The 26,547-nt window shown below is 67.0% G+C and carries 24 protein-coding genes; 5 read left to right on the forward strand and 19 right to left on the reverse strand.

From position 1 onward, the window contains the following. Window positions 1-103: 103 nt before the first annotated feature. Complete coding sequence (sucC, locus tag AC1VV3_RS09375) at window positions 104-1,303, reverse strand: ADP-forming succinate--CoA ligase subunit beta (protein ID WP_134094797.1); 1,200 nt, start codon at window positions 1,301-1,303, stop codon at window positions 104-106. A 179-nt stretch (window positions 1,304-1,482) separates the two neighbouring features. On the opposite strand from sucC, the gene AC1VV3_RS09380 reads away from it, so the two are divergent. Beyond that, entirely contained in the window at window positions 1,483-2,277 is a 795-nt protein-coding gene (locus tag AC1VV3_RS09380; RefSeq protein WP_482961617.1) for a 3'(2'),5'-bisphosphate nucleotidase CysQ, read from the forward strand. Between the two features lie 99 nt (window positions 2,278-2,376). On the opposite strand, the gene AC1VV3_RS09385 is transcribed toward AC1VV3_RS09380, so the two are convergent. Next, a complete protein-coding gene (locus AC1VV3_RS09385; RefSeq protein WP_132264374.1) occupies window positions 2,377-3,051 on the reverse strand; it encodes a YiaD family glycine zipper/OmpA-like lipoprotein in 675 nt (224 codons plus the stop codon). 221 nt (window positions 3,052-3,272) lie between these two features. On the opposite strand from AC1VV3_RS09385, the gene AC1VV3_RS09390 reads away from it, so the two are divergent. Continuing rightward, on the forward strand, window positions 3,273-4,607 hold the full coding sequence (locus AC1VV3_RS09390; protein ID WP_134094799.1) for a hemolysin family protein: 1,335 nt from the start codon (window positions 3,273-3,275) through the stop codon (window positions 4,605-4,607). Window positions 4,608-4,706: 99 nt separating this feature from the next. Here the strand turns inward: AC1VV3_RS09390 and AC1VV3_RS09395 are convergent, their stop codons facing one another. The 7 genes from AC1VV3_RS09395 to AC1VV3_RS09425 all read right to left on the reverse strand — a co-directional run bounded on the left by AC1VV3_RS09395 (window position 4,707) and on the right by AC1VV3_RS09425 (window position 14,592). Beyond that, complete coding sequence (locus AC1VV3_RS09395) at window positions 4,707-6,254, reverse strand: DEAD/DEAH box helicase (RefSeq protein ID WP_314467740.1); 1,548 nt, start codon at window positions 6,252-6,254, stop codon at window positions 4,707-4,709. A 302-nt stretch (window positions 6,255-6,556) separates the two neighbouring features. Then, complete coding sequence (locus tag AC1VV3_RS09400; RefSeq protein ID WP_482961618.1) at window positions 6,557-8,902, reverse strand: acetamidase/formamidase family protein; 2,346 nt, start codon at window positions 8,900-8,902, stop codon at window positions 6,557-6,559. Window positions 8,903-9,026: 124 nt separating this feature from the next. Continuing rightward, window positions 9,027-10,424, reverse strand: coding sequence for a zinc-binding metallopeptidase family protein (locus AC1VV3_RS09405; protein WP_482962085.1), 1,398 nt, complete (start codon window positions 10,422-10,424; stop codon window positions 9,027-9,029). Between the two features lie 29 nt (window positions 10,425-10,453). Then, window positions 10,454-11,704, reverse strand: coding sequence for an MFS transporter (locus tag AC1VV3_RS09410; RefSeq protein WP_482961619.1), 1,251 nt, complete (start codon window positions 11,702-11,704; stop codon window positions 10,454-10,456). A 50-nt stretch (window positions 11,705-11,754) separates the two neighbouring features. Next, on the reverse strand, window positions 11,755-12,435 hold the full coding sequence (locus tag AC1VV3_RS09415; protein WP_482961620.1) for a cysteine hydrolase family protein: 681 nt from the start codon (window positions 12,433-12,435) through the stop codon (window positions 11,755-11,757). 4 nt (window positions 12,436-12,439) lie between these two features. Continuing rightward, window positions 12,440-13,564, reverse strand: coding sequence for an LLM class flavin-dependent oxidoreductase (locus AC1VV3_RS09420; protein ID WP_134094801.1), 1,125 nt, complete (start codon window positions 13,562-13,564; stop codon window positions 12,440-12,442). A gap of 71 nt (window positions 13,565-13,635) precedes the next feature. Beyond that, window positions 13,636-14,592 (reverse strand): ribokinase, encoded by a 957-nt coding sequence (locus tag AC1VV3_RS09425; RefSeq protein WP_482961621.1) that lies wholly within the window; start codon window positions 14,590-14,592, stop codon window positions 13,636-13,638. 238 nt (window positions 14,593-14,830) lie between these two features. Between AC1VV3_RS09425 and AC1VV3_RS09430 the strand changes: the two genes are divergently transcribed. Further along, complete coding sequence (locus tag AC1VV3_RS09430; RefSeq protein WP_482961622.1) at window positions 14,831-15,661, forward strand: oxidoreductase; 831 nt, start codon at window positions 14,831-14,833, stop codon at window positions 15,659-15,661. 85 nt (window positions 15,662-15,746) lie between these two features. Here the strand turns inward: AC1VV3_RS09430 and AC1VV3_RS09435 are convergent, their stop codons facing one another. The 9 genes from AC1VV3_RS09435 to AC1VV3_RS09475 form a co-directional block, all read right to left on the reverse strand. Next, entirely contained in the window at window positions 15,747-16,364 is a 618-nt protein-coding gene (locus tag AC1VV3_RS09435) for a hypothetical protein (protein WP_482961623.1), read from the reverse strand. A 220-nt stretch (window positions 16,365-16,584) separates the two neighbouring features. Continuing rightward, complete coding sequence (locus tag AC1VV3_RS09440) at window positions 16,585-17,100, reverse strand: demethoxyubiquinone hydroxylase family protein (RefSeq protein ID WP_132264356.1); 516 nt, start codon at window positions 17,098-17,100, stop codon at window positions 16,585-16,587. After that, a complete protein-coding gene (locus tag AC1VV3_RS09445) occupies window positions 17,097-17,585 on the reverse strand; it encodes a disulfide bond formation protein B (RefSeq protein WP_314467756.1) in 489 nt (162 codons plus the stop codon). Before AC1VV3_RS09445 ends, AC1VV3_RS09440 begins: the two co-directional genes overlap by 4 nt. Window positions 17,586-17,595: 10 nt before the next feature. Then, a complete protein-coding gene (locus tag AC1VV3_RS09450) occupies window positions 17,596-18,990 on the reverse strand; it encodes a S41 family peptidase (protein WP_132264353.1) in 1,395 nt (464 codons plus the stop codon). A 175-nt stretch (window positions 18,991-19,165) separates the two neighbouring features. Then, a complete protein-coding gene (locus AC1VV3_RS09455; RefSeq protein ID WP_482961624.1) occupies window positions 19,166-20,413 on the reverse strand; it encodes a murein hydrolase activator EnvC family protein in 1,248 nt (415 codons plus the stop codon). Window positions 20,414-20,525: 112 nt separating this feature from the next. Continuing rightward, entirely contained in the window at window positions 20,526-20,951 is a 426-nt protein-coding gene (locus tag AC1VV3_RS09460) for a 23S rRNA (pseudouridine(1915)-N(3))-methyltransferase RlmH (RefSeq protein WP_482961625.1), read from the reverse strand. Window positions 20,952-21,132: 181 nt separating this feature from the next. After that, window positions 21,133-21,480 (reverse strand): ribosome silencing factor, encoded by a 348-nt coding sequence (gene rsfS / locus AC1VV3_RS09465; protein WP_132264347.1) that lies wholly within the window; start codon window positions 21,478-21,480, stop codon window positions 21,133-21,135. Between the two features lie 164 nt (window positions 21,481-21,644). After that, window positions 21,645-22,355 carry a nicotinate-nucleotide adenylyltransferase gene (locus AC1VV3_RS09470; RefSeq protein ID WP_132264345.1) on the reverse strand — a complete coding sequence of 237 codons (711 nt, stop codon included), beginning with the start codon at window positions 22,353-22,355 and terminating at the stop codon, window positions 21,645-21,647. Window positions 22,356-22,382: 27 nt separating this feature from the next. Continuing rightward, entirely contained in the window at window positions 22,383-23,681 is a 1,299-nt protein-coding gene (locus tag AC1VV3_RS09475; RefSeq protein ID WP_482961626.1) for a glutamate-5-semialdehyde dehydrogenase, read from the reverse strand. A gap of 305 nt (window positions 23,682-23,986) precedes the next feature. Between AC1VV3_RS09475 and AC1VV3_RS09480 the strand changes: the two genes are divergently transcribed. After that, complete coding sequence (locus AC1VV3_RS09480; protein ID WP_431568093.1) at window positions 23,987-25,144, forward strand: M23 family metallopeptidase; 1,158 nt, start codon at window positions 23,987-23,989, stop codon at window positions 25,142-25,144. Window positions 25,145-25,148: 4 nt separating this feature from the next. Continuing rightward, a complete protein-coding gene (locus AC1VV3_RS09485; protein ID WP_132265263.1) occupies window positions 25,149-25,571 on the forward strand; it encodes a bactofilin family protein in 423 nt (140 codons plus the stop codon). Between the two features lie 136 nt (window positions 25,572-25,707). Here the strand turns inward: AC1VV3_RS09485 and AC1VV3_RS09490 are convergent, their stop codons facing one another. Beyond that, window positions 25,708-26,427 carry a DUF1013 domain-containing protein gene (locus AC1VV3_RS09490; protein ID WP_132264341.1) on the reverse strand — a complete coding sequence of 240 codons (720 nt, stop codon included), beginning with the start codon at window positions 26,425-26,427 and terminating at the stop codon, window positions 25,708-25,710. Between the last annotated feature and the right edge of the window lie 120 nt (window positions 26,428-26,547).

A 26,547-nucleotide genomic window follows, 5' to 3' on the forward strand; every position in this document is an offset into this window, starting at 1 on the left:
CCGGCTTCCTGCGCGCTTCAAACGCAAACGGCGGGGGTCCGGAAACCCCCGCCGCTGCATTATCCATCACGGGATCGTGCAAGATCCAAGAAACGGGGCCCTGTCAGGCGACGTTCTTGACCTCTGCCACGATCTTCTTGGCGGCATCGCCCAGGTCGTTGGCGGGGACGATCGGCAGGCCCGAGTTGGCCAGGATGTCCTTGCCCTGCTGGACGTTGGTGCCTTCGAGGCGAACGACGAGGGGAACCGAGAGGTTCACTTCCTTCGCGGCGGCAACGATGCCGTCGGCGATGACGTCGCACTTCATGATGCCGCCGAAGATGTTGACGAGGATGCCCTTCACGTTCGGATCGCGCAGAATGATCTTGAACGCCGCGGTCACCTTTTCCTTGGTGGCGCCGCCGCCAACGTCAAGGAAGTTGGCCGGGAACGAACCGTTGAGCTTGATGATGTCCATCGTCGCCATGGCGAGGCCGGCACCGTTGACCATGCAGCCGATGTCGCCATCGAGCTTGATGTAGGCCAGGTCGTACTTCGAGGCTTCGACTTCCGCCGGATCTTCCTCGGTCTCGTCGCGCAGGGCCTGCACGTCGGGGTGACGGTAGAGCGCGTTCGAATCGAAGCTCATCTTGGTGTCGAGGACGAGCAGATTGCCGTCCTTGGTTTCGACGAGCGGGTTGATTTCGAGCATGTCGCAATCGAGCGCCACGAAGGCTTCGTAAAGCTGCTTGGCGATCTTCTGCGCCTGCTTGTTGAGGTCGCCGGTCAGCTTGAGGGCGAAGGCAACGGCACGGCCGTGGTGCGGCTGGAAGCCGGCGGCGGTGTCGATGGTGACAGTGGTGATCTTCTCGGGGGTGTTGTGAGCAACATCCTCGATGTCCATGCCGCCCTCGGTCGAGACGATCATGGCGACGCGGCTGGAAGCGCGGTCGACGACCATCGAGAGGTAGTATTCGCTGGCGATGTCGACGCCGTCGGTGACGTAGAGGCGGTTCACCTGCTTGCCGGCATCACCCGTCTGCACGGTGACGAGGGTGTTGCCGAGCATTTCCTGGGCGAAGGCTTCGACTTCCTCGACCGACTTGGCAAGACGCACGCCGCCCTTGGCGTCGGCGCCGAGTTCCTTGAACTTGCCCTTGCCGCGGCCGCCGGCATGAATCTGGGCTTTCACGACATAGAGCGGTCCGGGGAGCTGCTTGGCAGCTGCAACCGCTTCCTCGACGGTGAGGGCGGCAATGCCGGCCGGAATGCCGACGCCGTACTTCGCGAGCAGTTCCTTCGCCTGGTATTCGTGAATGTTCATCGCTGAAATCGCTTTCTGCTGGAGTGTCCGAGGAAAGGAGTTGTCCAAAAGCGCGGGAGGGACCCCGAACTTGATCCCGGCCGCATAAGCACATCCCTGCGCGCTTGAAAAGTCCCGTTCCCTGCGCAATGGGATCGCGCGAGCACTCAGATCGCCCGAATAACGAGAACGACTCGCGCATGATCGATCGCGACAGACTGGAAGCCATTGTCCGTGAAGCGGGCCGGATCGCCATGGCCGGCTGGCCCGGCGACGGCCACGTCCTGGAACATTGGGAAAAAACTCCCGGCAGCCCGGTGAGCGTCGCCGACATCGAGGTGGATTCCTTCCTCAAGCGGGAATTGTCCGGCCTGCTGCCCTCGGCCGGGTGGCTCTCGGAAGAGACCGTGGATTCGCCGGCACGACAGGGACACGAGCTTGTCTGGCTGGTGGACCCGATCGACGGGACCCGCGATTTCATCGCCGGCCGCACCGGTTGGGCGGTGTCCGTGGCGCTGGTCAATACGCGGCGCCCGCTGATCGGCTTGCTCCATGCACCGGCCCGGGCGCGCGAGGCCGGGGGCGAGTTCTGGTATGGCGAGGCCGGCAAGGGAAGCTGGCGAAACGGCGAACGCCTCCGGGCCAGCCACCGCGAAGCCCTGGCCGGTGCGCGGGTTCCGGCAAAGAAGCTGGCACCGGAGGATGCCGATCTCGTCCTGGTGGACCAGCCGAACTCGATCGCCCTGCGCATGGCGATGGTCGCGGCCGACGAGGCGGATCTCCTGACGACCCTGCGATGGGGCTACGAATGGGACATCGCCGCCGCCGGGCTGATCGCGCGCGAAGCGGGGGCCTCCGTCACTGACGCTTTCGGCAAGCCGCTCAACTACAACAAGCACGACCCTCGCGCTTTCGGGGTGATGGTAAGCTCTCCGGCGATTCACGAGGCGGCGGTGGAGCGGCTGGCCGACCGCGCGCGTCGCTACTCGGCGTAGTCTTTCGGGCCGGAGCCGGTGCCGGGCGCCCGCATGTAAAAAGGGGCCGGACCTTGCGGCCGACCCCTTCCCCGATCCCGCTTTCGCGGAAATCCCTTATCAGTGCGCGGCGGCAGCTTCGTCCTGCGTGACCGGCGTGATCTTGATTTCGACGCGGCGATTCTTGGCGCGTCCTTCCGGGGTGGTGTTGTCCGCCACGGGGTAGTTCTTGCCCATGCCCTGGGTCTGGATGCGCGACGAGGCCACGCGGCGCATGATCAGGTAGCGTGCCACCGAATCGGCGCGGCGCTTGGACAAGTCGAGGTTGTAAGTGTCGGACCCGGTCGAATCGGTGTGGCCGTAAACGTCGATCAGGCTGTCCGGGTACTTCGTCATGCTCTGTGCCACGTTGTCGAGCGCGGCCTGGAACGAGGGGCTGATCTCGGTGGAATTGACCGCGAAAGTCACGTCCGGCAGGTTCACCAGGATGCCGTCTCCCTCCTGGGTGACGTCGATGCCCGAACCGGCAGTGTCTTCCTTCAGTTCCTTGATCTGCTTGTCCATCTGGTAGCCGACGACACCGCCGGCCACGCCGCCGATGCCTGCACCGACGATGCGGGCGGTCTTGCCGCCGATCACGCTGCCCAGGAGGTAGCCGAGGCCGGCGCCGCCAGCGCCGCCGATGGCCGTGCGCGACACCTTCTTCTCACCCGTGTTCGGATCGGTGACGCAGGCCGAAACCGCGACAAGCGAAAGCGCGGCAAGGGCGGAGGTCATCAGGCGTGATTTCTTCATGGTCTTCCCTCCTGTTCAGAAACACTTCCAGGCACGTCTGTGTTATAGTGCACATGAATAACAGATGGCTGATCCCGGCGAAACGATCACTGTCCGCTTGGGTTCCCGCCCGCGTCGGTTCCATCGTTTCTGTCCAAGCGGTGTTTCCCGCCCGTGACGATTATGTCCAAGCGCAACACGCGCTTCGCACTTGCGGCGATTTCTGCTAGCGCTGAGGTACTGTGACACCATTTCCCTGGACCGACCTCCTCATCATCGCCGGCCTGATCCTGCTCAACGGCCTGTTTTCCATGTCCGAGCTGGCCATCGTGTCCGCACGCTCCGCGCGGCTGAAAGTCTCCGCCGACAAGGGCAGCGGCGCCGCGCGCACCGCGCTCGAACTGGCGGCGGACCCCGGCAAGTTCCTCAGCACCGTTCAGATCGGCATCACCCTGATCGGCATCATCGCCGGCGCTTATTCGGGCGCCAGCCTGGGCGGCCCGGTGGGCGAACGGCTTGCCGCGATGGGCGTTCCGGCGCGCTTCGCGGGTGAAGCCGGCTTCACCCTGGTCATCATCGCCACCACGTTCGCCAGCCTCGTCGTGGGCGAACTGGTGCCCAAGCAGCTGGCGCTGCGCATGGCCGAGCCGGTCGCCATCGTCATGGCCCGGCCCATGGCCTGGCTGGCCCGGATCATGGCACCCTTCGTGTGGCTGCTGGACAAGTCCTCGGGCCTGATCCTGCGCCTCTTCTCGATCCGCGGCGGCGGGCAGGAACAGCTCACTGCCGAGGAACTCCAGATGATCTTCGCCGAAGCGACCCGTTCGGGCGTGATCGAGGAGGAAGAGCGCGCGATGATGACCGGCGTCATGCGCCTGGCCGAACGGCCGGTCCGCGAACTGATGACGCCGCGCAACCAGATCGACTGGATCGACGTCAACGCCAGCGAGGAAGCGCTGCGCGCCAAGATCGAATCCTCGCCGCATTCGATGCTGCCGGTGGCCGAGGAAGGATCGCCCGACAATATCGTGGGTATCCTCAAGGTGCGCGAGGCCCTGGCCGCGCTCGTCGAGGGGCGCCCGGTCGCGATTGCCGCGATGATGAAGAAGGCCGAGGTCATCCCCGACCAGCTCGACGCCATGGACGCCCTGCGCAAGCTGCAGCTGGCGGAAGTGACGATGGCGGTGGTCCATGACGAATACGGCCATCTCGAAGGCCTGGTCACCACGTCCGACATGCTGGCCGCGCTCGCCGGTACATTCGTGGGCCACCAGGACGAGGGCGACGAGCCGATGGTCGTGGAGCGCGAGGACGGTTCGTTGCTCGTTTCCGGCGCGATGCCGGCCGACGCCCTGGCCGATCGCCTGGCCATGACCCTGCCCGACGACCGCGAATATGCGACCGCCGCCGGCTACATTCTGGCCGCACTCAAGAAAGTCCCGCGCGAGGGCGAGTTCTTCGCCGACCGCGGCTGGCGCTTCGAGGTCGTCGACATGGACGGCCTGAAGATCGACAAGATACTCGTCTCCCGCATCGACGAGGATGGCGGCGCCGATGGAGTTGCCGGAGAGGCATAAGGAAAAGGGCCCCGTGCCAAAGGCAGGGGGCCCTTTTCGATGAGTTGAAAGGCCGGCCCCCATGTCATCGCATGGGGGCCGGCCTTTTTCATTCGCGGATCAGCTGGCGCGGCGGACGGCACCCTTGTGCGTGCCGACGGTCTTGCCGCCACGCGGACGGAAGCTGCGCTTGCGCTCGCCTTCCTCGCCACCATGCTCGCGGCGATCGCCACGCGGTGCATCGCTGCGCGGACGATCGTCGCGGCGACGCTCGTCACCGCGGCGCTCGGTACGCTCGCCCTGGGGACGGTCGCCCTGGGGGCGGTCACCATGCGGACGATCACCATGCGGACGGTCGCGGCGGTCACCGCGCGGCTGCTGGCTGCGGTTGCCACCACGGCCACCGTCGCGGCGGCCTTCGCCCGGACGACCACGACCGTTGCCCTGCGGCGCGGCCGGAGCCTGGCGCGAGGGCGCGGGAAGGCGCGCAGCCTGCTTCTGGAAGTCCTCGGGCAGGCTGAGAGCGGCCAGCTTGACGCGGGTCAGCTTCTCGATGTCGCGGATATAGGGCTTCTCGTCCGGCGCGACGTAGCTGATCGCAACGCCATCGGCGCCGGCGCGCGCGGTGCGGCCGATGCGGTGGACGTACTGTTCGGCAACGTTCGGGATTTCGAAGTTGTAGACGTGGCTCACGCCGCTGACGTCGATGCCGCGGGCGGCGATGTCAGTGGCCACGAGCACGCGCACGGTGCCCTGGCGGAAGCCGCCAAGCGCGGCGGTGCGCTGGGCCTGGCTCTTGTTGCCATGGATGGCAGCGGCAGGAATGCCGGCCGCGACGAGATGGCGGACCACGCGGTCGGCGCCGTGCTTGGTGCGGGTGAAGACCAGTGCGCGGTCGATCGCGCCGTGCTCGGCCTTCTCGGCAGCGTCTTCGGCCAGGCCGTCACGCAGGCTGATGGTCAGCAGCGCCTGCTTTTCGGCCTGGTTGATGAAGGTGGCATACTGCTCGACGCGCTCGGCCGTGGTCGACTGCGGGGCGACTTCGACCTTCACCGGGTTGTTGATGAACTGCTTGCCCAGTTCGGCGATCGCCTGCGGCATGGTGGCCGAGAAGAACAGGCTCTGGCGCTGCTTGGGCAGAAGGTTCGCGACCCGCTTCAGCGGAACGATGAAGCCGAGGTCCATCATCTGGTCGGCTTCGTCGAGCACGAAGATCTCGACATGGCGCAGCGTCAGGGCGCGGCTGTCGATCAGGTCGAGCAGGCGGCCGGGGGTGGCGACGAGAATGTCGGTGCCGCGCTCGAGCGCACGGGCCTGCTTGCCGGCAGGCACGCCGCCGAAGATGCACTGGACCGAGAGGTTCAGGAACTTGGCATAGCCGCGCATGTTCTCGGCGATCTGGGCCGCGAGTTCGCGCGTCGGCGAGAGCACGAGCATGCGGCAGCCGGCATTGGTGCGCGGCTTGGGGTCGTTTGCCAGGCGGTGCAGCGAAGGCAGCGAGAACGCGGCGGTCTTGCCGGTGCCGGTCTGCGCGATGCCGAGGATGTCACGACCTTCGAGAAGCGCGGGAATGGCCTGGCGCTGAATCGGCGAAGGATCGGTGTAGCCCTTGGCCGCGAGCGCACGGAGGATCGGCTCGGCCAGACCAAGTTCGGAAAAATAGGACATGTGTCACTTTCACAAGGTGCGGGGCACGCGGAAGGTACTTGGCCCGCGCACACAGCAAGGTGTCGTTACGGGCGACCCTGCGTGAAGAAGGAAGCTGGTTCAAAGGGACAACCGCTCGTCCGGGCCGGTCCGCATCGGGACCTCACGCTGCTCACGGATTGCGGCAGGGAAGAACCCTACGCGCCGGTTGTCGGGGTGCATTTAGTGCATGTTTCGGGAAAACGCAAGATAATTGCTTTACTGCCTCTTCGCCGGTCCCGACCGCGGCCCCGGCCCCGCGCCGATGGCGCGGTACAGGGGCCTTAGCTGGTGAACAGCGCCTTGCGGATCACCGCGTGAACGCCGTAGTTGCCATTGACGATCTGCGACACTCCGAAGTCCACGCCGACCGACAGCAGCGAGATCGCCTCGTCCTCGGTCAGCTGCTTGGCCGTCATCAGGAAACGGCGGGCCTTGCGGAAGGCGTCGCGCATGGCGGCGTCGATCGAGGATTGCTTGTAGACCTCGCTCTGCGCATCGTCGCCCAGTTCCTTCAGGTAGTTCGGGTGGCTGAAGCCCATCACCACCCACTCGGTCTCTGTCTCGATCAGCGGATAGTCGACATCCCTGAGCTGCTCCATCAGCCCCGCCGCCTTGTGATGGATCACCTGGACAAGCCCGGTCATCGAGCATTCGATGGCCGTGCCGCACAGCTCGCTGTCCCCCTGCGACGCATGGGGATCGCCCAGGGACAGCAGCGCACCGGGTACCTGCACGGGCAGGAACACCCGCGCGCCCGGCCCGGTCCGCCAATTGTCGAGATTGCCGCCGAAACTCGCCGGAGGCACCGAATCGACGAGGCCGTTATAGGCAGGCGCCACCGCAATCACGCCGAAATGCGGGCGGATCGGAATCTCGACATTGCGCAGAACGTCGTAATTGCGCTCGATGGAGGCGGGATCGACCGGGACTCCAGGATAGTCGTAGCGCGCATGAGTCACGCCCGAGGGGTCCACCTGCGGCGTCCAGCGATAGGAATAGACCGCGTGCGCGGTCGGCAGGCGGCCTCCTGCGGCTTCCACTTCGTAGATCGTCACGACCTCGCGCATCTTCGGCTCGGTCAGCAGGTCGTTATAGTGGAAGCCCCAATAAGTGGCCGCGTTGGAGCCGAAGCATTTGCCGGCAAAGCGCGGATTGCCGCTGGGGCGGGGCTTGAGGTCCAGTATCCGCACTTCGACGAGATCGCCGGGCATGGCTTCCTCGATGTGGATCGGCCCGGTGCAGATGTGCACGCCGAAGCCCTCGCCCGGACCGCGGCCGACCGCGCTGGCATCCATCGGCCCTGCCCCGCGCCGGTCCACCGCCTTGCCGGTCTCGTCCCAGCGGTAGACGCTCTCTACCCCCGGATCCCCCTCCACCATGCGCTCATGATCGTCGTTGGCGTGGTGAGTCAGGGCCTCGATCGTCACGAAATCGCCCGAGCGGATGTGCAGCGCGGGTTTCAGGTCCTTGCTGAGATAGCCCCAGTGAATGGTCTCGGGCGTGGCGGGCAAGTGATGGTGGCGCGAAATGCCGGTATCGCCCAGCAGCGCCGGCCCCATCGGCGCTTCCGCCAGCCGAGCGATCTCCTCGCCCTCTCCCGCCAGTTCCGGCTCGCTCTCCATCGTCTCGACCCGCGCGGCCCGCTCCTTGCGGCCGGGGCGACCGCGGCGCAGCAGCTCGACCGCCTCCTGCTCCTGCGGCGGCGCCTTGCGGTATTCGCGGGGCGAAATGCCGTACTGCTCGCGGAAAGCGCGGGAGAACGAGGCGCTGTCGTTGAAACCCCATTCGAACAGGATGTCCGAAATCGACTTCTGGACGTGCAGCGGGCTGCGCAAGTCGAGCCGGCAGCGTTCGAGCCTGCGCACTTTCACATAGTGCCCGAAGCTGTCGTTGATCGATTCGAACAGCTTCTGGAGATAGCGCGGCGAAATCCCGTGCTCGGCGGCGACCTGCTGATAGCTCAGCTCAGGGTCGGAGAGGCGAATCTCGATGGTCTGGAAGATCCGCTCCAGCAGCGCAGCGCGCATGCCCGCGGCGCCGCCCATGGCCTTGGCGGGGGCGTTGTCGAGCAGGCTGGTGACGAGGAATTCGGGAAAGGCCAGCTCGATCGGCCGGGCCTGGTCGGTGGTGATGTCCGAGATCGTGTCCGCCAGCGAGCGCAACATGCCCGAGAACACCCGCGCCGTGCCGCTTTCCGTTGCGATCTTGCGCGGCGGCCCGCTGATCGGGGTTTTGAGCCGGGCGCTGAGTTCGCTGTGCGGCACTTGCACGATCAGGCTGCGATTGTCGCCCGAGAACGAGAGGTGCACCGGGCTGTCGCCCCGGCCGCAGATCATCTCGCCGTCGGAAAGGCGCAGTTCCTGTTCGGAATCACGCACGGTGGCGGTGCCGTCCAGCACCAGGGCCAGCCAATAAGTGGCAGGGCGATCGCGAAAGTCGATGGTCCAGGACTGGGGCGTGCCGGTGACGCGGATGAAGTCGATGCCGGTGCTGGCGCGGAACTGGATCAGTTCGCCGTAGAGGGCGGCGTCGTCCGCCTCGTCCAGCGTCAGCGAAAGCCGCTTGAGCGCAAAACGCCAGGCGTCGCGCCTTTGCTCCTTGGGATAGACATTCGTCGTTATACGCAAGCGGAAACCACCTAGAAGCGGGTGGCACCCTTCCCTGTCGGGCGACCAATTTCGGGGACTTTGGCGACCTTTATGACAAAGGTCTATCGGCCGCCGCCCCCCTCGGCAAGAGTGCGCGAAAGAGCTATTCGAAGGGAGTCTCATTCCCGTACACGCTGGTGCCTCCCGCCGCAGCGGGCGCCTCGCCGCGGCCGCAGACGGCCAGCATGGTGAGGGCATAGACAAGCGCGCTGGAGGCCATGTCCGCCGGCGTCGGCCGCCAGCGCGGCATGCCGGTGGTGACGGCTGGCACCCGGTGCATGTTGAACACGTTGTGGTCGCGCCACATGCTGGAGAACACCGGGTGCGCCGGCTCCAGCGCCGTGCCGCGCGCCAGCCGCGTGGCGGCATCCACCGCACCGACCAGCGGCGCCACTTCGGAAGGCCGCGCCTCGAATCCGTGGCGCACGACCATGGGCTCCACGTCGAAGTCCTGCACGTCCACGCCGCGCATGGCCTCCATGATGCCGTGATAGGCATCGGCCGCCTTCTGGCGCGGGTTGAGCGAGACGTCGATGTAGAGCGCGCAGACTTCCGTGCCCGCGCCGAAGTCTATCGGCATGCCGCCGCGAACCGAGGCGATCTGGACCTTGGGGTGGATCGCGCCGCTGGCGGTTTCCATGATGGAATCGGCCTCGAACTTCAGGCCCCAGGCGTGGAGCGCCTCGATCACCGCGCCAAGGCGGTAGATCGGGTTGGGATGCGCGCGGGGGTCGGCGGGAGCGTCGAGGATCGGGGAGAACACGCCCTGCCCGAATATCCGCACGCGGTAGAGCGCATAGCCGCAGCCCTGCCAGGTCAGCCCGAAGTCCGTGCCTTCCGCGGCAATGACATAGTCCGGCGCGACGCCGCCGTGGTGGAACAGGTAATGCGCGCCGATGTCCTTGCCGTTCCAGCCGATGCCGGAAAACTCCTCGATCGGCTCGGGACCGATCTCTCCCGGACAGGCGGTGAGCCAGGTCTTGCCGGAAAGGCCGATCCCCGCCTTCTTCAGCGCCTTGGCGGCGATCAGGAAGCAGGACATCGGGCCGCGATCGTTGCTGATCGGATAGCCGCGAAGTCGGCCGTCCTCGTCCAGCCAGCACTGCGTCCACTCGGGATCGGCCAAGGTGGAATCGCGGTAGCGGAACTTGTCGTGCTCGGGCAGGCCGCTGGGCGATTCGGTGTCGAGGTGAGCGGTGAACAGCAGGTTCGCCCCGCGTCCCCCTCCCCTTACCGAGCCGCCGTACTCGCCGATCACATTGGGACGTTCCGGCGTGGCCCCGACTTTGCGGGGGTTGAAGCCCTCCTTCGCCATCCAGGCGTGGACGAATTCGGCCGCCGCCAGTTCCTCCCGCGATCGGCTGGGGATGTTGCCAAGGGTGAGCGCCAGTTCGACCAGCTCGTCGCTGTCGATGGCGGCGGCGATGGCGGCGCGTTCCGCCTCGCTCACGGCGTAAGGCGCCTTGGCGGGATCGGCGAAAGTCGGGACGGGATCGGGCATGTCGGCCAAAGTCGGGGCTCCGTGTATGATCAGTGCGCGGCGGCGAAAAGCGGCCCATCCGCATCCGCGCCTTCCGCCCCCCGGCCGTAACGGGGGAGCAGCATGAGCAGCAGCGCCCCTGCCAGCAGCGCGGCGCCGACACCGACAAGCGCGGGGCGGTAGGAATGGCGCGCGTCGAAAACCAGGTCGAGCAGGATCGGCGTCGTCCCCTGCGCGGCGATGACCGCCGAATACATCGCGCCGATCACCGAACCGAAGTGCCTGGTGCCGAAATAGCGGGCGATGAAGTAAGGCAGCGCGCCGAACTGGCCGCCCAGGCCGATACCGAGCAGCGCCCCGCCCGCGATCAGGAGCGGCATGCCTTGCGCGGTTTCCAGCAGGACCAGGCCCACGACGGCCATGAGATACATCGGCACGGCCACGCGCGGGGTCTGGATCTTGTCCATGATCCGTCCCGTGGCGATCTGCCAGCCGGATGTGACGAGCGCGAAGACGCTGACGACCGCCGTGCCCGCCGCCACCGAGAAGCCGCGGTCGGAGAGGATCGGCACGACATGGCTGAACACCGCGGTGGTGCCGCCCGCCCCGGCCGCCAGTGCCAGCAGGATCAGCCAGAACATCGGCGTCTGCGCCGCTTCGCCAAGGGTCATCCCCTCGCGAAGGCGCATGGTATCCGCCGCGCCCGAAGCGGCCCGATCGCGCAGCAGCACGAACAGCAACGGCAGGGCCACCACCAGCATGAAGGCGCTGATGCCAAGGTAGCCGGCACGCCATCCCCAGGTCTGCACCAGCACCGCCGCCATGACCGGCAGCACCACCGAGCCGATCCCGCAGCCGCCGCCCGCGCTGATGCCGAGTGCGGTGCCGCGATTCTCGTCGAACCAGTCAGCGATCACTTTCTGGAAAATCGGCGTCCCCGCCATCGCCCCGAAGGCCGCGAGCACGGTGAACGTGGCGTAGAACTGGAAGAGGCTGCCGTTGGTCAGGGCCAGCGCCGCGATGGAAAGCGCCAGCCCGAAGGTGCCGACGAGCAGCGTCGTGCGCGCGCCGGCCCGGTCGATGTGACGGCCGATCAACGGATACGTCACCGCGCCCACCAGGGCGAGGATGCCGAGGACGCCCGAGATACTCGCCCGGCTCCAGCCGAACGTCTCCGACAAGGGCACCAGGAACAGCCCGAAGACCGCGTGGACAGCCGGAGTCACGCTCACTGAATTGCCGAGCGTGCAGGCGAACAGCACGCCGCCCTTCGATCCGCGGGGGGGAGTGGTCACGGTCATGGGCGGCGGCTCCTGATTGGGATGGGGGCGGCAGGGCTCGGTGAAGCGACTCAGGTCCGCCAGGCGTTCTCGACCGCGCCGGTGGTGGTCAGCAGGACGCAGTTCTTCTCCATCGCCGAGAGGGAACTCTCGTGAAGGCCCGGCTCGTAGGCGGCGCTGGCATCGGAAACGAGGAACACGTCGTAGTCGTGGTGGAATGCCGAGCGCGCGGTCTGGTCCACGCAGCAATCGGTGGAGAGGCCGCAGATCACCAGCGTCTTGATGCCCCGCGCGCGCAGCTGCGCATCGAAGTCGGTGCCGTGAAAACCGTCGTAGAGCAGCTTGGCGATCTCGATGTCACCGGGCTGGGGGAAGATGCGGTAATAGTCCGCACCGCCGTCCTCGGCGCGGCAGATCGCTTCTCCGCCCGGCTGGCCGCGCCGTGCCATCAGCGTCTTGAGCGCCCGCGAATCCGTTTCGGCGCTGGTGACGACGCGCATCAGCGCAACCGTGGCCCCGGCGCCGCGTGCCGCCGCCACCAGCTTCTCGCAATTGTCGATCGCCGCATCGGCGGATGAGAGGTCGACGCCGTAGCCGCCGAGCAGGCCGTGCGGCGCCGCGAAATCGACCTGGATGTCGATGACGACCAGCGCCGTCTTCGCAGGATCGATCATCGCCGCCAGTGCGGCCGGATCGACGTGCGGCAGGTCTTCAGAGCACGAGGGCGGGATATGGGGCGGGATCGGGGCCATCGACTCAGCCTGCCACCGGCGCGGCGACCTTGCCGGGGAAGCGTTCGCGCAGGGCCGGCAGGATCTCGGCGCCGAAGACCGGCAGCCCCTTCAGGTAATCGTCGAAAATCAGCATGAGGCCGTCGGTGCCCGAGGCGTCGAGCAGTTCGCCGAGCTGTTCGGTCACGCTTTTCGCGCTGCCGACGATCTGGGCGGACATGAACGAGCTGCGCGCCTTGCGGGTGAAGTCGTTCTCCTTGCCGATCTCGGCATCGAGGAAGCCGTAAGCGCGCATCATGCCCGCCAGCGCGCCTTCGTCCAGCCCGGCGGCATAGTGTTCGGCGCGGGCCTTGGCCGCCGCATCGCTGTCGTCGATCACCAGGGTCATCATCGAATACGTGCGGATGTTGCGGCCATATTCGGCGGCGATGATCTTGGCGCGGTCGCTGTTCCTGGCCAGTTCCGGCGCGGTGCCGCCCGACAGGAAGATCGCATCCATCTCTTCCGAGGTGAGCCGCATGCCGATCTCGGAAGACCCGGCGCAGACCAGGAATGGCCGCTGCTCCGGCTTGGGCCAGGATTCGCAATCTTCCAGGGTGAAGTAGTCACCCTTCATGGTGACAGAATCCTCGCTCCACAGCGCCTTCACCGCGCGGACCCATTCATAGGCGAGATCGTAGCGCTGGTCGTGATTTACGTCCTCAGGCCAGGCGCCCATCTGCGCGAACTCACCTTTGTAGGAGCCGGTCACGACATTCAGCCCCGCGCGGCCGCCGCTCACCTGCTGGAGCGTCGCCATCATCTTGGCGGCGACGGCCGGATTCTGGAGCAGGGTGTGCAGGGTGGTGACGATGCGGGTCTTGCGCGTCACTTCGCTGAGCGCGGCCATGAGCACGATCGGATCGAGCGAGGAATCCCAGTGCTTCGTCTCGCCGCCATAGCCGCGAAACTTCGACATCGACATGATGAAGTCCATGCCGGCCGCCTCGGCCAGCACGGCGCACTGGCGGTTGTAGGCATAGGAGCCGTCAAGCTCGGGCTTGTTCTTCGACAGGATCCAGCCGCCGTTGGCGACCGGCAGGAACAGGCCAAGGTCCTTGCCGCCGTGGTCCGAAGGAAGTCCGAAGGGCGTCATGGGAAACTGGTTCATCGCGTCCTCTTGTTGGCCGGTCGTCTGGGGGCGGGCCCCCGGATCCGGATCTGGTCCGGCACCGCTCGAAGTCAGCTTAGGGATGCCGCCGAAGGCTTCTTGATTGGCAGCGCATGTTCTGTTGCCGGCCGCCCGATCAGATCCTCCACCGCCGCGCGCATCGGCATGGCCGGTGCCGCGCCCTGGCCCAGGGTGCAGAGCGCCGCGGCCACGGTGGCATAAGGCAGGGCTTCCTCCAGGCAGCGCCCCTCGTCGAGCAAGGCCGCCAGCGCGCCGCAGAAGCAGTCCCCCGCGCCGATGGTGTCTACGGGTATCACCGGTAGGGCGGGGACGTGGAGCTGCCCGTCCGCACGCACGGCCAGGGCGCCCCCGGCGCCGAGCGTGACGATGACGGTCTGCCCCTCGCGGCAGAGCAGGCCGCGCGCGGTCTCGGCCACGGCGACCATGTCGTCGTTGACCGGCGCCGCATCCAGGCCGAGGAATGCCGCCATCTCGTGCTGGTTGACGATCAGGATGTCGACATGCTCGAACAGCGCCCTGCCCTCGATCACGGCCGGGGCGGCATTCAGGATGCGGAGCGCCTTGGAACGGGCAAAGACCGGAAGCAGCGCCGAAACCGGCACTTCCAGCTGGGCCAGCAGCACGCCTTCCGCCGCGGGCAGGGCATCGCGCAGGCGGGCGTTGGCGCCGGGCACGACGATGATCTGGTTCTCTCCCAGCGAGTCCACGGCGATATAGGCCGTGCCCGTATCGACGCCGGGCAGCGTGGCGACGCCGCTGACATCGATGCCGTCGGCCTTGAGGCGCGAGAGCATCCAGCTTCCCGAATCTCCCTCCCCCACGGCGCCCACCATGCGGGTCTGCGCGCCCATCCGCGCCGCCGCCACCGCCTGGTTCGCGCCTTTCCCGCCGGGCAGCCGTGCCGTTGCCGTGGCCATGACCGTCTCGCCGGGCCGTGGAAGATGGTTCAGCGACGTGATGATATCGAGATTGATCGAACCGAAGATGTGAACTGCCAAAGCTGCCACCCCAACTTGCTCAGGGCGCCAAGCCGTTCCGCGCCCTTGCTTTCCTCATGGGCTGCATGGCGCCTTTGGACAGGTCAAGCGCCACCCGCCGCCGTGCGCGCTGCCGCAACAATTGCGGTTGCCAGCGCAAAGAGCGCGGATTGGCCCGGATCCTACAATGCGCTTGATCGAGGCCGCACCGGCCTGCAGCAATCCTCGCCGCAAAGCATGATCGGCGCAATCCTGAAGGACATCGAAGATGACGAAATGGCTCATCACGGGCATCGGCGGCGGCCTCGGGCGGGCCGTCGCGAAGGCGGCGCTGGCGCGCGGAGACTCGGTGGTCGGCACCACGCGCAGCGCGGGAGACGCAGCGTTCGAGGCGCTGGCACCGGGCCGCGCCCATGTCCTCTCGGTGGACCTGACCGACGATGCTTCGGTTCGCGCTGCCGTCGCCCGGGCCGAGACGCTGACCGGCGGTATCGACCGCCTGCTCAACAACGCCGGCTACGGCCTGGTCGGGGCGATCGAGGAAGTCTCCATCGACGAGGCGCGCGATCTGTTCGAAATCAATGTCTTCGGCGCGATCCGCATGATCCAGGCAGTGCTCCCCGCCATGCGGGCGCGGCGGGCGGGCCATGTCGTCAACACTACTTCAGTGTCCGGCCATGCGCCCTGGGCGGGTACCGGCGTCTACGGGGCCAGCAAATATGCGCTGGAATGCGTGGGCCAAACCCTTGCGCAGGAAGTGGCACCCTTTGGCATCCGCGTGACCAATGTCGCGCCCGGAGGGTTCCGCACCGGATTCGCGGCCTCGGGCCTCAAGGTCGCGGCGAAGGACATCGCCGATTACGAGGACGGCGCTCACTTCGCGCGCCGCAGCCTCACCGCGGGCGCCGGCGCCGAAAAGGGCGATCCTGCGCGCGGGGCCGAGGCTATCCTGGCCGCCCTCGACGCCACGGAGCCCCCGCTCCACCTGTTCCTGGGCGAAGACGCGCTGCACTACGCCCGCGACCAGATCGCATTCGTGGGACAGCAGATGGACGCTTGGGAAACGCTTTCGCTTTCCACCGCGTTCGAGCCGGCCTGAGGGAGGAGCGGCAATCGTCAGCCGCTCATGCCGGATGAGAGGTCCGGGGCCCGGGGAGCTTACCTTGCCCCGCCCCGGGCTGTCGTCACTTCCGGGATTTCGGCTGCGGCAGGGCTACGTCGGTGGCATTTGCCTTGGCGTCGGCGTCGGCCTGCTGGCGGCGCTGCTGGTCGAAATAGGCCTTCTCGGCTTCCTCGACGCGCTTCTGCTGAGCGGCGGCATCTTCATCGATGGTGGAAAGGCGCTTTTCGCGCTCGGCCTCGATCAGCTTGCTGAACTGCACTTCCGAGCCGTTCTTCCTTTCGGAATAGGCCTGGTTGATCAGCTTCTGGGTGCAACCCGAAGCGCCGCCCGCGCCGACCGGCGAGCAGCTCATGTTGCCGAAGGCACCGACCGTCTCATAAGCCTGCACTTTGTTGCTCCAGGCTTCGGACTGCGGCCGATCGATACCGCGCAGCGGCTCGGGAATGCGGAAGCGCTCCGCTTCGGCCTTGCGCGCGCAGACGGTGATCTCGTTGCCGGACGAGGCAGGGCAAGGGTCTTCGCCGTAGACGATGAGCTGGTTCACCTTCTCGTCGCCCGACCCCAGATCGTCCGTGGCAACCTGGGGCGCCTGCGCCAAGGCGGGCATGGCGCCCATGGTCAGCCCGCAGGCGGCGCCGAAAGTGGCCAGGGCTGCGGCAGTCGTCAGGAGGCGCGTCATGGAATTGCTCCAGCTTTGGTCGATGGCTTAGCGGTGCCACAAGATGGCCGCGGCAGCCTTGAACGGTATCCTGGAGCAATTCCGATCCGAATGCATCGGATCCACTGCACCAGGCTCCTGGTTTGTCGCGTTTTCCGAGTCATCGGGTGATTCCACCTGATTGGAGAACGCTCTAAGGTAACATGCCGCCCTTCTTGGTCGACAGTATAACGTGCGGATGTCAGATTCTTTCCGAGAGCTTGATTGCCACCCGGCAACCAAGACGGATCGCGTTGAACAGCAGGGGATAGGCCGGTGCCTTTTCCGCGCCTGCCGCCAGCGCGGCATCGCGGTGTTCGCGTTCCTCGTCCCGGAACTTGCGGATCACGTCGCCCAGTTCGGGATCCTCGTCACCCAGGTCTTCGATCTGCTCGCTGTAGTGGCGGTCGATCTCGGTTTCGATCGCGGCGGTGCAGGCCATGGCCGCTTCCGGCCCGATCAGCGCCGTCGCGGCGCCCAGCGCATAGCCGGCCGCCGACCAGACGGGCTGAAGCAAGGTAGGCCGCACGCCCCGCTCGGCGATCATCGCGTCGAACCGCGCCTGATGCTCGGCCTCCTGCTCGGCCATGCCGGCGATCTCGGTGGAGTGCGGCGCGCGCGCCCCCATCACCGCCAACTGGCCCGCGTAAATGCGCGTCGCGCCGAACTCACCGGCCTGATCGACCCGAATCATCCGCGCGGCCTTCGATGACGTCATGACGGAACCTTGCGGCTGCGGGCGACGAGGCCGAACACGGCCAGCGCACCCAGGGTGGAAATGAGGAAGTTGAAGCCCGCCAGCGAAATGCCGCCCAGGGTCCAGGGCGCGACGTCGCAGCGGATCACCGGCGCATTGAGGATCGCTTCCATCGGGTCCACCCCGGCCGCGAAAGGCGTGGAAGTGCAGGCGGTCATGCCCTGCCACCAGCCATATTCCACGCCGGCATGGTAGCCGCCGATCAGGCCCGAAGTCAGGATGCCCACCGCGGCCACCGCCACCAGCGGACGGACCGGACGCCAGAAGAACGCCAGCGCCGCGAAGACGATGGCGAACATGTGCGGATAGCGCTGCCACCAGCACATCTCGCAAGGATGAAGTCCGAAGACATACTGGCTGACATAGGCCCCGCCCAGCAGGACCACGGGTACGGCCAGCGCAAGCGCGCGGGCGGCGCGCAGGGGAGCGGCAACGGCAACGGTCATGACGACGGCCTCAGTCCTTCTGCGCGGTCTTGGGCACGGGCGGAACCGTGGCGGGCGGCGCGGTATAGCGGGCGAGTGCCGGCTTGCCCGCGGTGCGGCGCAGCGTGTCGATGGCGTAAGTCAGCTGGAAGTCGTCGATGCCCTGCTTCTTCAGCTCTTCGGCAGAGGCCTTGAAGCGCGGATCGTCCGCCTTGTCGGTCTCCAGTTCCTTGTCGTCCAGCGAGGCCTCGTTGATGAGGTGGCCGCGAAGGTCGGATTCGCGCACCGCCCGTTCGGCCCGCAAACGCGCATCCGGGTCGGAAAGCTGCGGCACCTTGATGTCGGGCAGGATGCCGCCCTCCTGAACCGAATGGCCCGAAGGGGTGAAGTAGCGCGCGGTGGTCAGCTTCACGGCGCTGTTCTTGTCCAGCTGGATGAACGACTGGACAGAGCCCTTGCCGAACGTACGCTCGCCCATGACGACGGCACGATGCTGGTCCTGAAGCGCGCCGGCGACGATCTCGGAAGCCGAAGCCGAACCCGCGTCGACCAGCACCACGATCGGCATGCCCTTCACGGCATCGCCCTTGAACATCGTTTCCGCGCGGTAATACTGATTCTCGCTGGCGATGCGGCCACGCTGCGACACGATCACGCCCTTGTCGAGGAACAGGTCGGACAGCGCCACGGCCTCGTCCAGCGAACCGCCGGGGTTGGAGCGCAAGTCGAGCACCAGGCCATCGAGCTTGGTGCCCTTGGTCGCGGCCTGCTTCTTGAGATCGGCAATGCCCTTGTTCACGAAGTTGCCGACATCGCGCGAGAACTCGTTCACCGAGATCACGCCCACGTCGTCCTTCAGCTCCCAGGTCACCGGTTCCAGTTCGATCACGCCGCGCGTCACAGTGACGTCGAAAGGCTTGTCGCGGCCGGGACGGTAGATCGTCAGGCGGATCGAGGTGCCGGCCTGGCCGCGCATCTTCGACACTGCCTCGTCCAGGTCGCGCTCGTAATAGAGCACGCCGTCGAGATGAGTGATGTAATCGCCCGCCTTGAGCCCGGCCTTTTCCGCGGGGCTGCCCTTGAACGGCGAGACGATCTTCACGGCGCCGTCGTCCTCGACCACGGAAAGGCCGAGTCCGGTATAATTGCCGTCGATCATCGTCTCCAGCCGCTGCAGCGAGGGGCCGTCGAGGTAGTTGGAGTGCGGGTCGAGACTGGCCAGCATGCCGTCGATCGCGCCCTTGATGAGCTTGTCGTCGTCAACCTGGTCTACGTAGTTCGCCTTGACCAGTTCGTAGATCGTGAAAAGCTTGCTGAATTCTGGATTCACGCGGCTGTCCACCGCGGCAAGACCGGACGTCGCCGCAGGAAGGACGGCAACGGCCGACACCAGCAGGGCAGCGCGCATCAGGGGTGCGAATTTCATCGGGCTTAGGGGCCTTTTCGTGGGTCACGCCGGCCGGGGGCCGGGGAATTCCTGACTGTAATCCTACAGGACCGCGCGCACAATTGCCAAGAACGCGCAAACCTGTCGCGAGGCTAGAGGATCGAGAATGAACGCGGCAGGAATGGAGAGGCTGCCGCGCGCCGCGAAGGAACGTTCATAGCGAACGGATGTATTGTAGAGGATTCACCGCTTCGCCCTGCCGCCGCAGTTCGACCATCACGCGCGGATCGCGCGGCCCCGTCGTGCCGATCGGCGCACCGGCCACCACCTGCCGGCCCACCTCCGCGTCGAGCCGCGTCAGCCCCGTGATCAGCGAGGTCCATCCGCCGCGATGCTCGATGATGACGATCTGCCCATAGCCGCGATAGGGACCGGCAAATGCGATGCGCCCGGCGGCCGGTGCCACCACTTGAGCGCTGGCCCGTGTCGCCAGCGAAAGTCCGCGCGAAGGCGCCTGTCCCGGCAGGACTTCCCCGAAACCTGTCACCAGCCGCCCTGTCACCGGCAGCATGTAGCTGGCCAGCCCTTCGGGAACGGGCACGAATTGCGAAGCCTCGATCACCCGCGTTTCTTCCGGTCGCAAGGGGCGCATCGTCGGGCCGGGCAGCGCCGCAAGCTGTTCGCGCAGCGCGCCCTGCTCGCCCATCCGGTCCACCAGGTCTCCGAGATCGCGGGCCTTCTCCGCCAGGGCGAGCGCCCGTTCGCCCTCGCGCGCGGCAATGCCGCTGGCCTCGCGCCCGGCAAGGCGCTGGCGGGATTCCAGAATGGCCAGGGCCTTGCGCCGCTGGCGCATCTCGCCCTCCATTTCCGCAAGCTGCCGTCCGGCCGCGCGCGCCTGCTGCTCCAGCGCACGGCCCCGTTCGATCTCGCTGCGCAGCCCGCGGGTGCGGCGCTCGACTTCCGGCAGCATGGTATCGAGCAAGGCGCGCAGATAGACCGCGTCGCGCACCGAACCCGGCCGCAGCACGGCCAGCAGCGGCGGACGGCGCGACAGGCGCTGGAGCGAACCCGTCAGCCGCGCCAGCGGGGCCTGCTTTTCCGCCAGACGCTCGCGCAAGTCGACGCGCTCGATGGCGATGAGCCGGACCTGGGCGCGCTGCGCGGCAATTCCCGCTTCGGTTTCCTGGATGCGCGCGGCGACAGCGGCGGTTTCCCGCGCGGTCCGTTCGGCCTGCTCAGTGACATCCCGGGCCCGGGCTTCCAGCTTTTCCGCGCGGCGGCGCGCCGCATCGCCCTCCTTTCGGGCGACGAGCATCTCGCGCTGTGCCTGGGTCGCATCCACCGCCGGGTCGAGCACGGCCAGCGCCCCGGACTGGGTCAGCCCCTGTCCGGCAAGCACGGCCGTTCCGACTGCCAGGGCAGCGGAGGCAGTGACGATGAAAGTGCGCAGTCCCGGCTTCACGCGGGGATGATTAGGCCAGCGCGAGTCCCGCGGAAAGAGGAAACCTTGCGCTTTCCTGGGAGATATTCGGCCTGCGACGACCGAAACCGATGGCCGCCGCCGTGCCTCTCGCTCAGCCCGAACGGTGGTACGGATGCCCCGCCAGAATCGCGGTCGCGCGCCAGAGCTGTTCGGCCAGCATCGCGCGGGCCATCAGATGAGGCCAGGTCATCTTGCCGAAGCACAGCAGGTGATCGGCCTGGGCGCGGGCCTCGTCACCGTGACCGTCGGCCGCGCCGATCAGAAAGCGGCATTCGCGCACGCCTTCATCCCGCCAGCGCCCGAGCAGCGCGGCGAATTCCTCCGAACTCATGACTTTGCCGCGCTCGTCCAGCAGGACTTCGCGGAAGGGGGTCTGTACCGGCGGCGGCACTCTACCGCCCACGTCCGGCAATTCGCTATGGCGGAAGGGCCAGGTGAGCCGCTTGGCATAGCGATCGAGCAGTTCCGCCTCCGGCGAACGCGCGATCTTGCCGCGGGCGATGATATGCAGAAGCATGGGTGCCCAATCTCAGGCGCAAAAACGCGAAATGCGGCAACCACGGGCGCAGCCTGGGCGGCGCGCCGCGAGGTTCAGCCGGATCCCGGCCGCACTTGGCGGCCGGGTGATCCCAGTCCGTTCCGATCGGGACCCGGGGCCGTTACCGCCTGAGCCCATGAAGGCTCAAGCCGCATTCGGCTCAGGCCGCGCCCGACGGTCCGTCGAAGCCCCACATCCGTTCAAGGTTGTAGAAGCTGCGCACTTCCGGACGGAAGAGGTGAACGATCACGCCACCTGCGTCGACCAGAACCCAGTCGGCTGCCGGCAGACCCTCGATGCGGGAATGACCGAAGCCACCCTGCTTGAGGCGTTCGCCGAGTTTCTGGGCCATGGCCGCCACCTGGCGGGTCGAACGGCCCGAAGCGATCACCATGAATTCGGCGATCGTCGACTTGCCGGCGAGGTCGATGGTCACGATGTCCTGCGCCTGGTCGTCATCCAGGGACTGCAGGACGAGGGCCAATTGCGGGTCGTCTGACTCGACCATGGCCGGGGGCGTTGCGCCGGTTGAAGCCGGCTGTATCTGTGCCTGTGGCATCTTAAGTAGGGTCTGCTCCTTTCAGCGACCGACCGGGCCGGGCATGAAATGCCCTGCCGCACTCGATCTGATCATTGGATTTCCGGCATGCGAACGAGAGGCATCAAGCCTGCTCACGCTGCATCTCCGGGTATCGGGCGGTGGGTGACATCGTCTCTGAGCGAATCGATGCCCCAATGTTCCACGGTATCGGAGCCTGCCTGCGGAAGCCTGTTCATCAGCTTCCGGGCCCACTCCGGATCAGCCCGGCGTAGAGCCGTGGCCGACCGCGTATCGGGGTCGAATCGCAATGTCACCAGCGCGGGTGCGCTCCACCTTTCCGGACCACGAAGACTAGGACGGGGCCTCCGGAACCTCCCCAACCAGACCATCGCGGGGCTCGCGAAGGCATCCCCATCATACCCCGGACGCGCGATAACCGCAATCGGCATGAGTCTCGCGATGGCGCGCCAGTCTTTCCACTGATGGAACTGGGCCAGATTGTCCGCTCCCATGAGCCAGACGAAGCGGCGTTTCGGGTAGCGCCGGACCAGCTTTTTCAGCGTATCGACTGTGTAGCGCGTACCCAGTTCACGCTCGATCGCCGTCACCCGGATCGGCGCACGGCGGGCCTGCCGGCGGGCCGAAAGCACCCGCGCGGCCAGCGGCGCCATCCCGGCCCTGGGCTTCAGCGGATTGCCGGGCGAGACCAGCCACCAGACCTCGTCGAGTCCCAGCGCCTCTGCCGCGAACAGGCTGATGCGCCGGTGCCCGCCATGGGCCGGATTGAAACTGCCGCCAAGCAGGCCGGTGATCGGGCCGAGGCGGGTCCTGCGGTCAGCCATGCAAGGGAATCGCGGTGCGCGGAACGGTCAGGGCCGTTCCTGCCCGGTGCCGCGGACCAGCCACTTGTACGTCGTGAGTCCCTCCAGCGCGACCGGGCCGCGCGCATGGAGCCGGCCGGTGGCGATGCCGATCTCGGCGCCAAGGCCGAATTCGCCGCCGTCGGCGAACTGGCTGGAGGCGTTGACCATCACGATGGCGCTGTCCACTTCGGCCAGGAAGCGCTCGGCCGCGGCCGGATCGGCAGCGACGATGGCATCGGTGTGGTGCGAGGAATGCGCGGCGATATGGTCCATCGCCGGGTCCAGCCCGTCCACCACCGCCACCGAGAGCACGGCATCGAGATATTCGGTGTCCCAGTCCTCGTCACCGGCAGGCAGAACCCGCGGGTCCAGCGCCTGTGCGCGGGCATCGCCGCGCAGTTCGCAGCCCGCATCCGCCAGCGCGCGCACCACTTCGGCAGAACCGGGGAACTGCGTATCGAGCAGCAGCGTCTCCATCGAACCGCAGATGCCGGTGCGGCGCAGCTTGGCGTTGACGGCGATGCCGCGCGCCATTTCCGGGTCGGCGGAGGCGTGGACATAGGTGTGGCAGATACCGTCCAGGTGGGCGAGCACCGGCACGCGGGCATCGGCCTGGACCCGCGCCACCAGGCTCTTGCCGCCGCGGGGCACGATCATGTCGATCAAGCCTGCCGCAGTCAGCATGGCGCCCACCACGGCGCGGTCCTGCGTGGGTACGAGCTGAACTGCCGCGGCGGGAACGCCCGCCTGTTCCAGGCCCGAGACCATCGCTGCCAGAATCGCGCGGTTGGAATGCAAGGCCTCGCTGCCGCCGCGCAGCAGCACGGCATTGCCCGAGCGCAGGCAGAGCGCCGCCGCATCGGCGGTGACGTTGGGGCGGCTTTCGTAGATGATACCGATCAGCCCGATCGGAATGCGCACGCGCGACAGCTTGAGGCCATTGGGGCGCGCGCTTTCGGAGATGATCTCGCCCACCGGATCGGGCAGGCCGGCCACTTGCTCGACCGCAGCGGCCATGGCGGCAAGGCGACCGGCATCGAGGCGCAGGCGATCGAGCATGGCGCCCGTCAGCCCCTTGGCCTCTCCCGCGGCCACGTCCCGCGCATTGGCCTCCAGGATGGCTGGCTCCGCGGCCCGCAGCGCATCGGCGGCGGCGCGCAGGGCATCGGCCTTCTGCGCATCGGTGAGCCGGGCCAGCAGGCGCTGCGCGGCGCGGCCATCGGTGGCCAGGCGGGCTACAAGCGCCTCAGGCGTCTCATCGACAGGAGCCTGTTTCTCGGCGACGGGAGTGGTCTGCAGGTTCATGGCCAGCGGCCTAGCACCGTTGGAAGGGGCTGTCACCGACCGGACATGGTCCGAGAGCCGATCCTGCGCGATCCCGACAATGCGATTGAAAAACCGAAGTTTTTCGACGAATCACCCGAAACGGGAGATGAACGGCCCAGCCCGCAATCGAAACGGGTTCCTCCGTTTATCGCAAGCACAGTTCGACTCAGCGGGATTCCGCAAGGACTCACGGCAAGTCGATTCGCCTTGCCGCCCGCCCCCTGCTAGCTCGCCGGCCCGGGTTCAAGCCAAAAATTCACGCCGAGAAACTACGCGGGGTCGTTTTGAAATCAACATCTGCCGGGACGCTCAAGCGGCGTCTCAAGGCGGCGTTCCCGGATCGCGAACTGATCGTGCGATCGCAGGGGCAGGTCCGCTTCATTCGTATCTCGTCGGGAATGCAGAAGGCCGCCGCCGGCGTGGCCGTCTCGCTGCTCGGCGCCTGGTGCGTCTCGATGGGCGCCCTGGCCTTCTCGCAGTTTTCGGCAACCAGCGAATCCGCCGCCCTGGCCACGCGTGAGGCGCGTGTCGCCGCCGCGGCCAGCAACGTCGAAAAGTATCGCGACAATCTGGACGGCACGGTGGCCGACCTCGCCCGCCGCCAGCAGTTCATCGAGAAGATGATCGACGCGCACATCGGCGAGCTTCCCGAAGAAGCCCCGGCCGAGGACGCAGCGAAGGCCGATCCGGCGCAGGCTGACGCGGCGAAGGCCGGCGAGCCCGCCCGCAAGATCAGCGCCGTCCTGCCCGAGGCCGGCAAGCTGGCCCAGCTCGAAGCCGGGCAGATCGCGCTCGTGGAACGGCTGACCCGCTATGCCGACCACCGCGCCGCCCTTGCTTCCGACACGATCCGCAAGCTCGGCCTGAACCCTGCCCCGATCATGGCCCGCGCCCGCTCCAAGGTGGCGGAAGGTGGTCCGCTCGAAAGCCTCGCCACCGCGGCCGACGGATCTCTGGATCCCCGCTTCCAGCGCCTGGGCCTCAGCCTTGCGCGCATGGACGCGCTGGAGAACGGTCTCGCCTCGATCCCGCAGGTGCAGCCGGCCCATGTCGCCTACGTCTCCTCCAGCTACGGCTACCGGTCCGACCCCTTCACCGGCGGCGCCGCGTTCCATGCCGGGCTCGATTTCCCCGGCCCGATGGGTTCGCCGATCTACGCCGCCGCCAAGGGCAAGGTGTCCTTCGTCGGGCAGCGCCAGGGCTACGGAAACTGCATCGAGATCAGCCATGGCAATGGCCTGATGACCCGCTACGGCCACCTTTCCGCTTTCGGCGTTCGCGTCGGGCAGGAAGTGGACGGCGGAACCCGCATCGCCGCGATGGGCAGCACTGGCCGCTCCACCGGCTCGCACCTCCACTTCGAAGTGCGCGTCAACAATCGCCCGATGAATCCGCGCCCCTTCCTGGAGGCCGCCCGCAATGTTCAGCAAGAAGCCCGATAACACCATGGTCAAGAACTTCACCAGCCACCGCACCGGCCCGACCTCGGGCTTCTCGATGCTCGGCAACGACATCACGCTCACCGGCAATGTCGAAGCCTCCGCCGATCTCCATATCGACGGACGGGTGATCGGCGACATCACCTGCAAAGCGCTCGTCCAGGGCGAGGAGAGCGAGATCTCCGGCGGAATCTCCGCCGAATCGGTGCGCATCGCCGGAATCGTGCGCGGCACCATCGCCGCTCGCGAAGTGGTGATCCTCAAGAGCGCGCAGATCATCGGCGACATCGCCTACGATGCCCTCACCATCGAGCAGGGCGCGCGCCTCGAAGGCCGGCTCAGCCCCAATGGCGGCCAGATGCCCCCGGCCCTCGCGCGCCTGCCGCACGCTTCCGCGGAAGCCGAAGTGGAAGTGCTGGCCGCCGAGTAAGCGGCCCGCATCCCCGAGGCGGGGACGGCAGACAGCAAAAAGGCCCGCGACAGATGACTGTCGCGGGCCTTTTTTCGTTCCGGTGAAGGATCGCTGCGCGCCGGATCGCTCCGGCGCACCGCGTCGACGGGATCGATTACTCGCCCCGGTCTCCGCCCGTTTCGCCCGCCGCCTCGGCGGCACGCTTGGCTTCGAGCCAGGCAGCGACTTCGGCTTCCTGCGCGGCTTCGCTGGCGGCGCGCGATGCGGCCTCACGCTCGGCGCGCAGTTCCTCGATCAGGGCTTCACGGTCGTCGGTCAGACGCTCGTCGTTCTGGCCGTCATCCTGGATGCCTGCCTTCTTCGCGGCCTTGAACACGATCGCATCGAGTTCGCGCTGCGAGCAGAGGCCCAGCGTAACCGGGTCCTTCGGGGTGATGTTGGCGATGTTCCAGTGCGAACGGTCGCGGATGGCCGCGATCGTGTTGCGGGTGGTGCCGATCAGCTTGCCGATCTGCGCGTCCGACACCTCGGGGTGGTTGCGCAGGATCCAGGCGATGCCGTCCGGCTTGTCCTGGCGCTTGGACACCGGGGTGTAGCGCGGGCCCTTGGTGCGGTTCGAAGTGACCGGCACCTTGTGCATGCGCAGCTTGTATTCGGGGTTGGCCTGCCCCTTTTCGATTTCTTCCATCGTCAGCTCGCCCGAACGAACGGGGTCGCGGCCGGTGTACTTGCTGGATGCCAGATCGTCGGCCATCGCCTGCACTTCGAGCATGTGCAGGCCGCAGAACTCTGCGATCTGCTCGAAGGTCAACGCAGTGGTGTCGACCAGCCAGGAGGCGGTCGCGTGCGGCATCAGCGGAGTGGGCTGGCTCATGTCTCTATCTCCGGCGGAAACAATAAGGGCCGCCCCTTCGCGGAGCGGCCGTACAGAGCCGATTTAGGGAAACTTTGCGCATTCGGCAAGCAAAAGCCTAGCTTTCGGCAACTCTATTAT

The organism is Novosphingobium sp. BL-S-34, assembly GCF_056857015.1.

Excerpts from the sequence above, each read along its gene's own strand:
- AC1VV3_RS09385 (WP_132264374.1), bottom strand. The coding sequence starts at position 3,051 with ATGAAGAAATCACGCCTGATGACCTCCGCCCTTGCCGCGCTTTCGCTT.
- AC1VV3_RS09410 (WP_482961619.1), bottom strand. The coding sequence starts at position 11,704 with ATGACCGTGACCACTCCCCCCCGCGGATCGAAGGGCGGCGTGCTGTTC.
- AC1VV3_RS09460 (WP_482961625.1), bottom strand. The coding sequence starts at position 20,951 with ATGCTTCTGCATATCATCGCCCGCGGCAAGATCGCGCGTTCGCCGGAG.
- AC1VV3_RS09395 (WP_314467740.1), bottom strand. The coding sequence starts at position 6,254 with ATGTCCTATTTTTCCGAACTTGGTCTGGCCGAGCCGATCCTCCGTGCG.
- AC1VV3_RS09450 (WP_132264353.1), bottom strand. The coding sequence starts at position 18,990 with ATGAAATTCGCACCCCTGATGCGCGCTGCCCTGCTGGTGTCGGCCGTT.
- AC1VV3_RS09445 (WP_314467756.1), bottom strand. The coding sequence starts at position 17,585 with ATGACCGTTGCCGTTGCCGCTCCCCTGCGCGCCGCCCGCGCGCTTGCG.
- AC1VV3_RS09430 (WP_482961622.1), top strand. The coding sequence starts at position 14,831 with ATGACGAAATGGCTCATCACGGGCATCGGCGGCGGCCTCGGGCGGGCC.
- sucC (WP_134094797.1), bottom strand. The coding sequence starts at position 1,303 with ATGAACATTCACGAATACCAGGCGAAGGAACTGCTCGCGAAGTACGGC.
- AC1VV3_RS09415 (WP_482961620.1), bottom strand. The coding sequence starts at position 12,435 with ATGGCCCCGATCCCGCCCCATATCCCGCCCTCGTGCTCTGAAGACCTG.
- rsfS (WP_132264347.1), bottom strand. The coding sequence starts at position 21,480 with ATGGTCGAGTCAGACGACCCGCAATTGGCCCTCGTCCTGCAGTCCCTG.
- AC1VV3_RS09380 (WP_482961617.1), top strand. The coding sequence starts at position 1,483 with ATGATCGATCGCGACAGACTGGAAGCCATTGTCCGTGAAGCGGGCCGG.
- AC1VV3_RS09475 (WP_482961626.1), bottom strand. The coding sequence starts at position 23,681 with ATGAACCTGCAGACCACTCCCGTCGCCGAGAAACAGGCTCCTGTCGAT.
- AC1VV3_RS09435 (WP_482961623.1), bottom strand. The coding sequence starts at position 16,364 with ATGACGCGCCTCCTGACGACTGCCGCAGCCCTGGCCACTTTCGGCGCC.
- AC1VV3_RS09485 (WP_132265263.1), top strand. The coding sequence starts at position 25,149 with ATGGTCAAGAACTTCACCAGCCACCGCACCGGCCCGACCTCGGGCTTC.
- AC1VV3_RS09440 (WP_132264356.1), bottom strand. The coding sequence starts at position 17,100 with ATGACGTCATCGAAGGCCGCGCGGATGATTCGGGTCGATCAGGCCGGT.
- AC1VV3_RS09470 (WP_132264345.1), bottom strand. The coding sequence starts at position 22,355 with ATGGCTGACCGCAGGACCCGCCTCGGCCCGATCACCGGCCTGCTTGGC.
- AC1VV3_RS09405 (WP_482962085.1), bottom strand. The coding sequence starts at position 10,424 with ATGCCCGATCCCGTCCCGACTTTCGCCGATCCCGCCAAGGCGCCTTAC.
- AC1VV3_RS09490 (WP_132264341.1), bottom strand. The coding sequence starts at position 26,427 with ATGAGCCAGCCCACTCCGCTGATGCCGCACGCGACCGCCTCCTGGCTG.
- AC1VV3_RS09420 (WP_134094801.1), bottom strand. The coding sequence starts at position 13,564 with ATGAACCAGTTTCCCATGACGCCCTTCGGACTTCCTTCGGACCACGGC.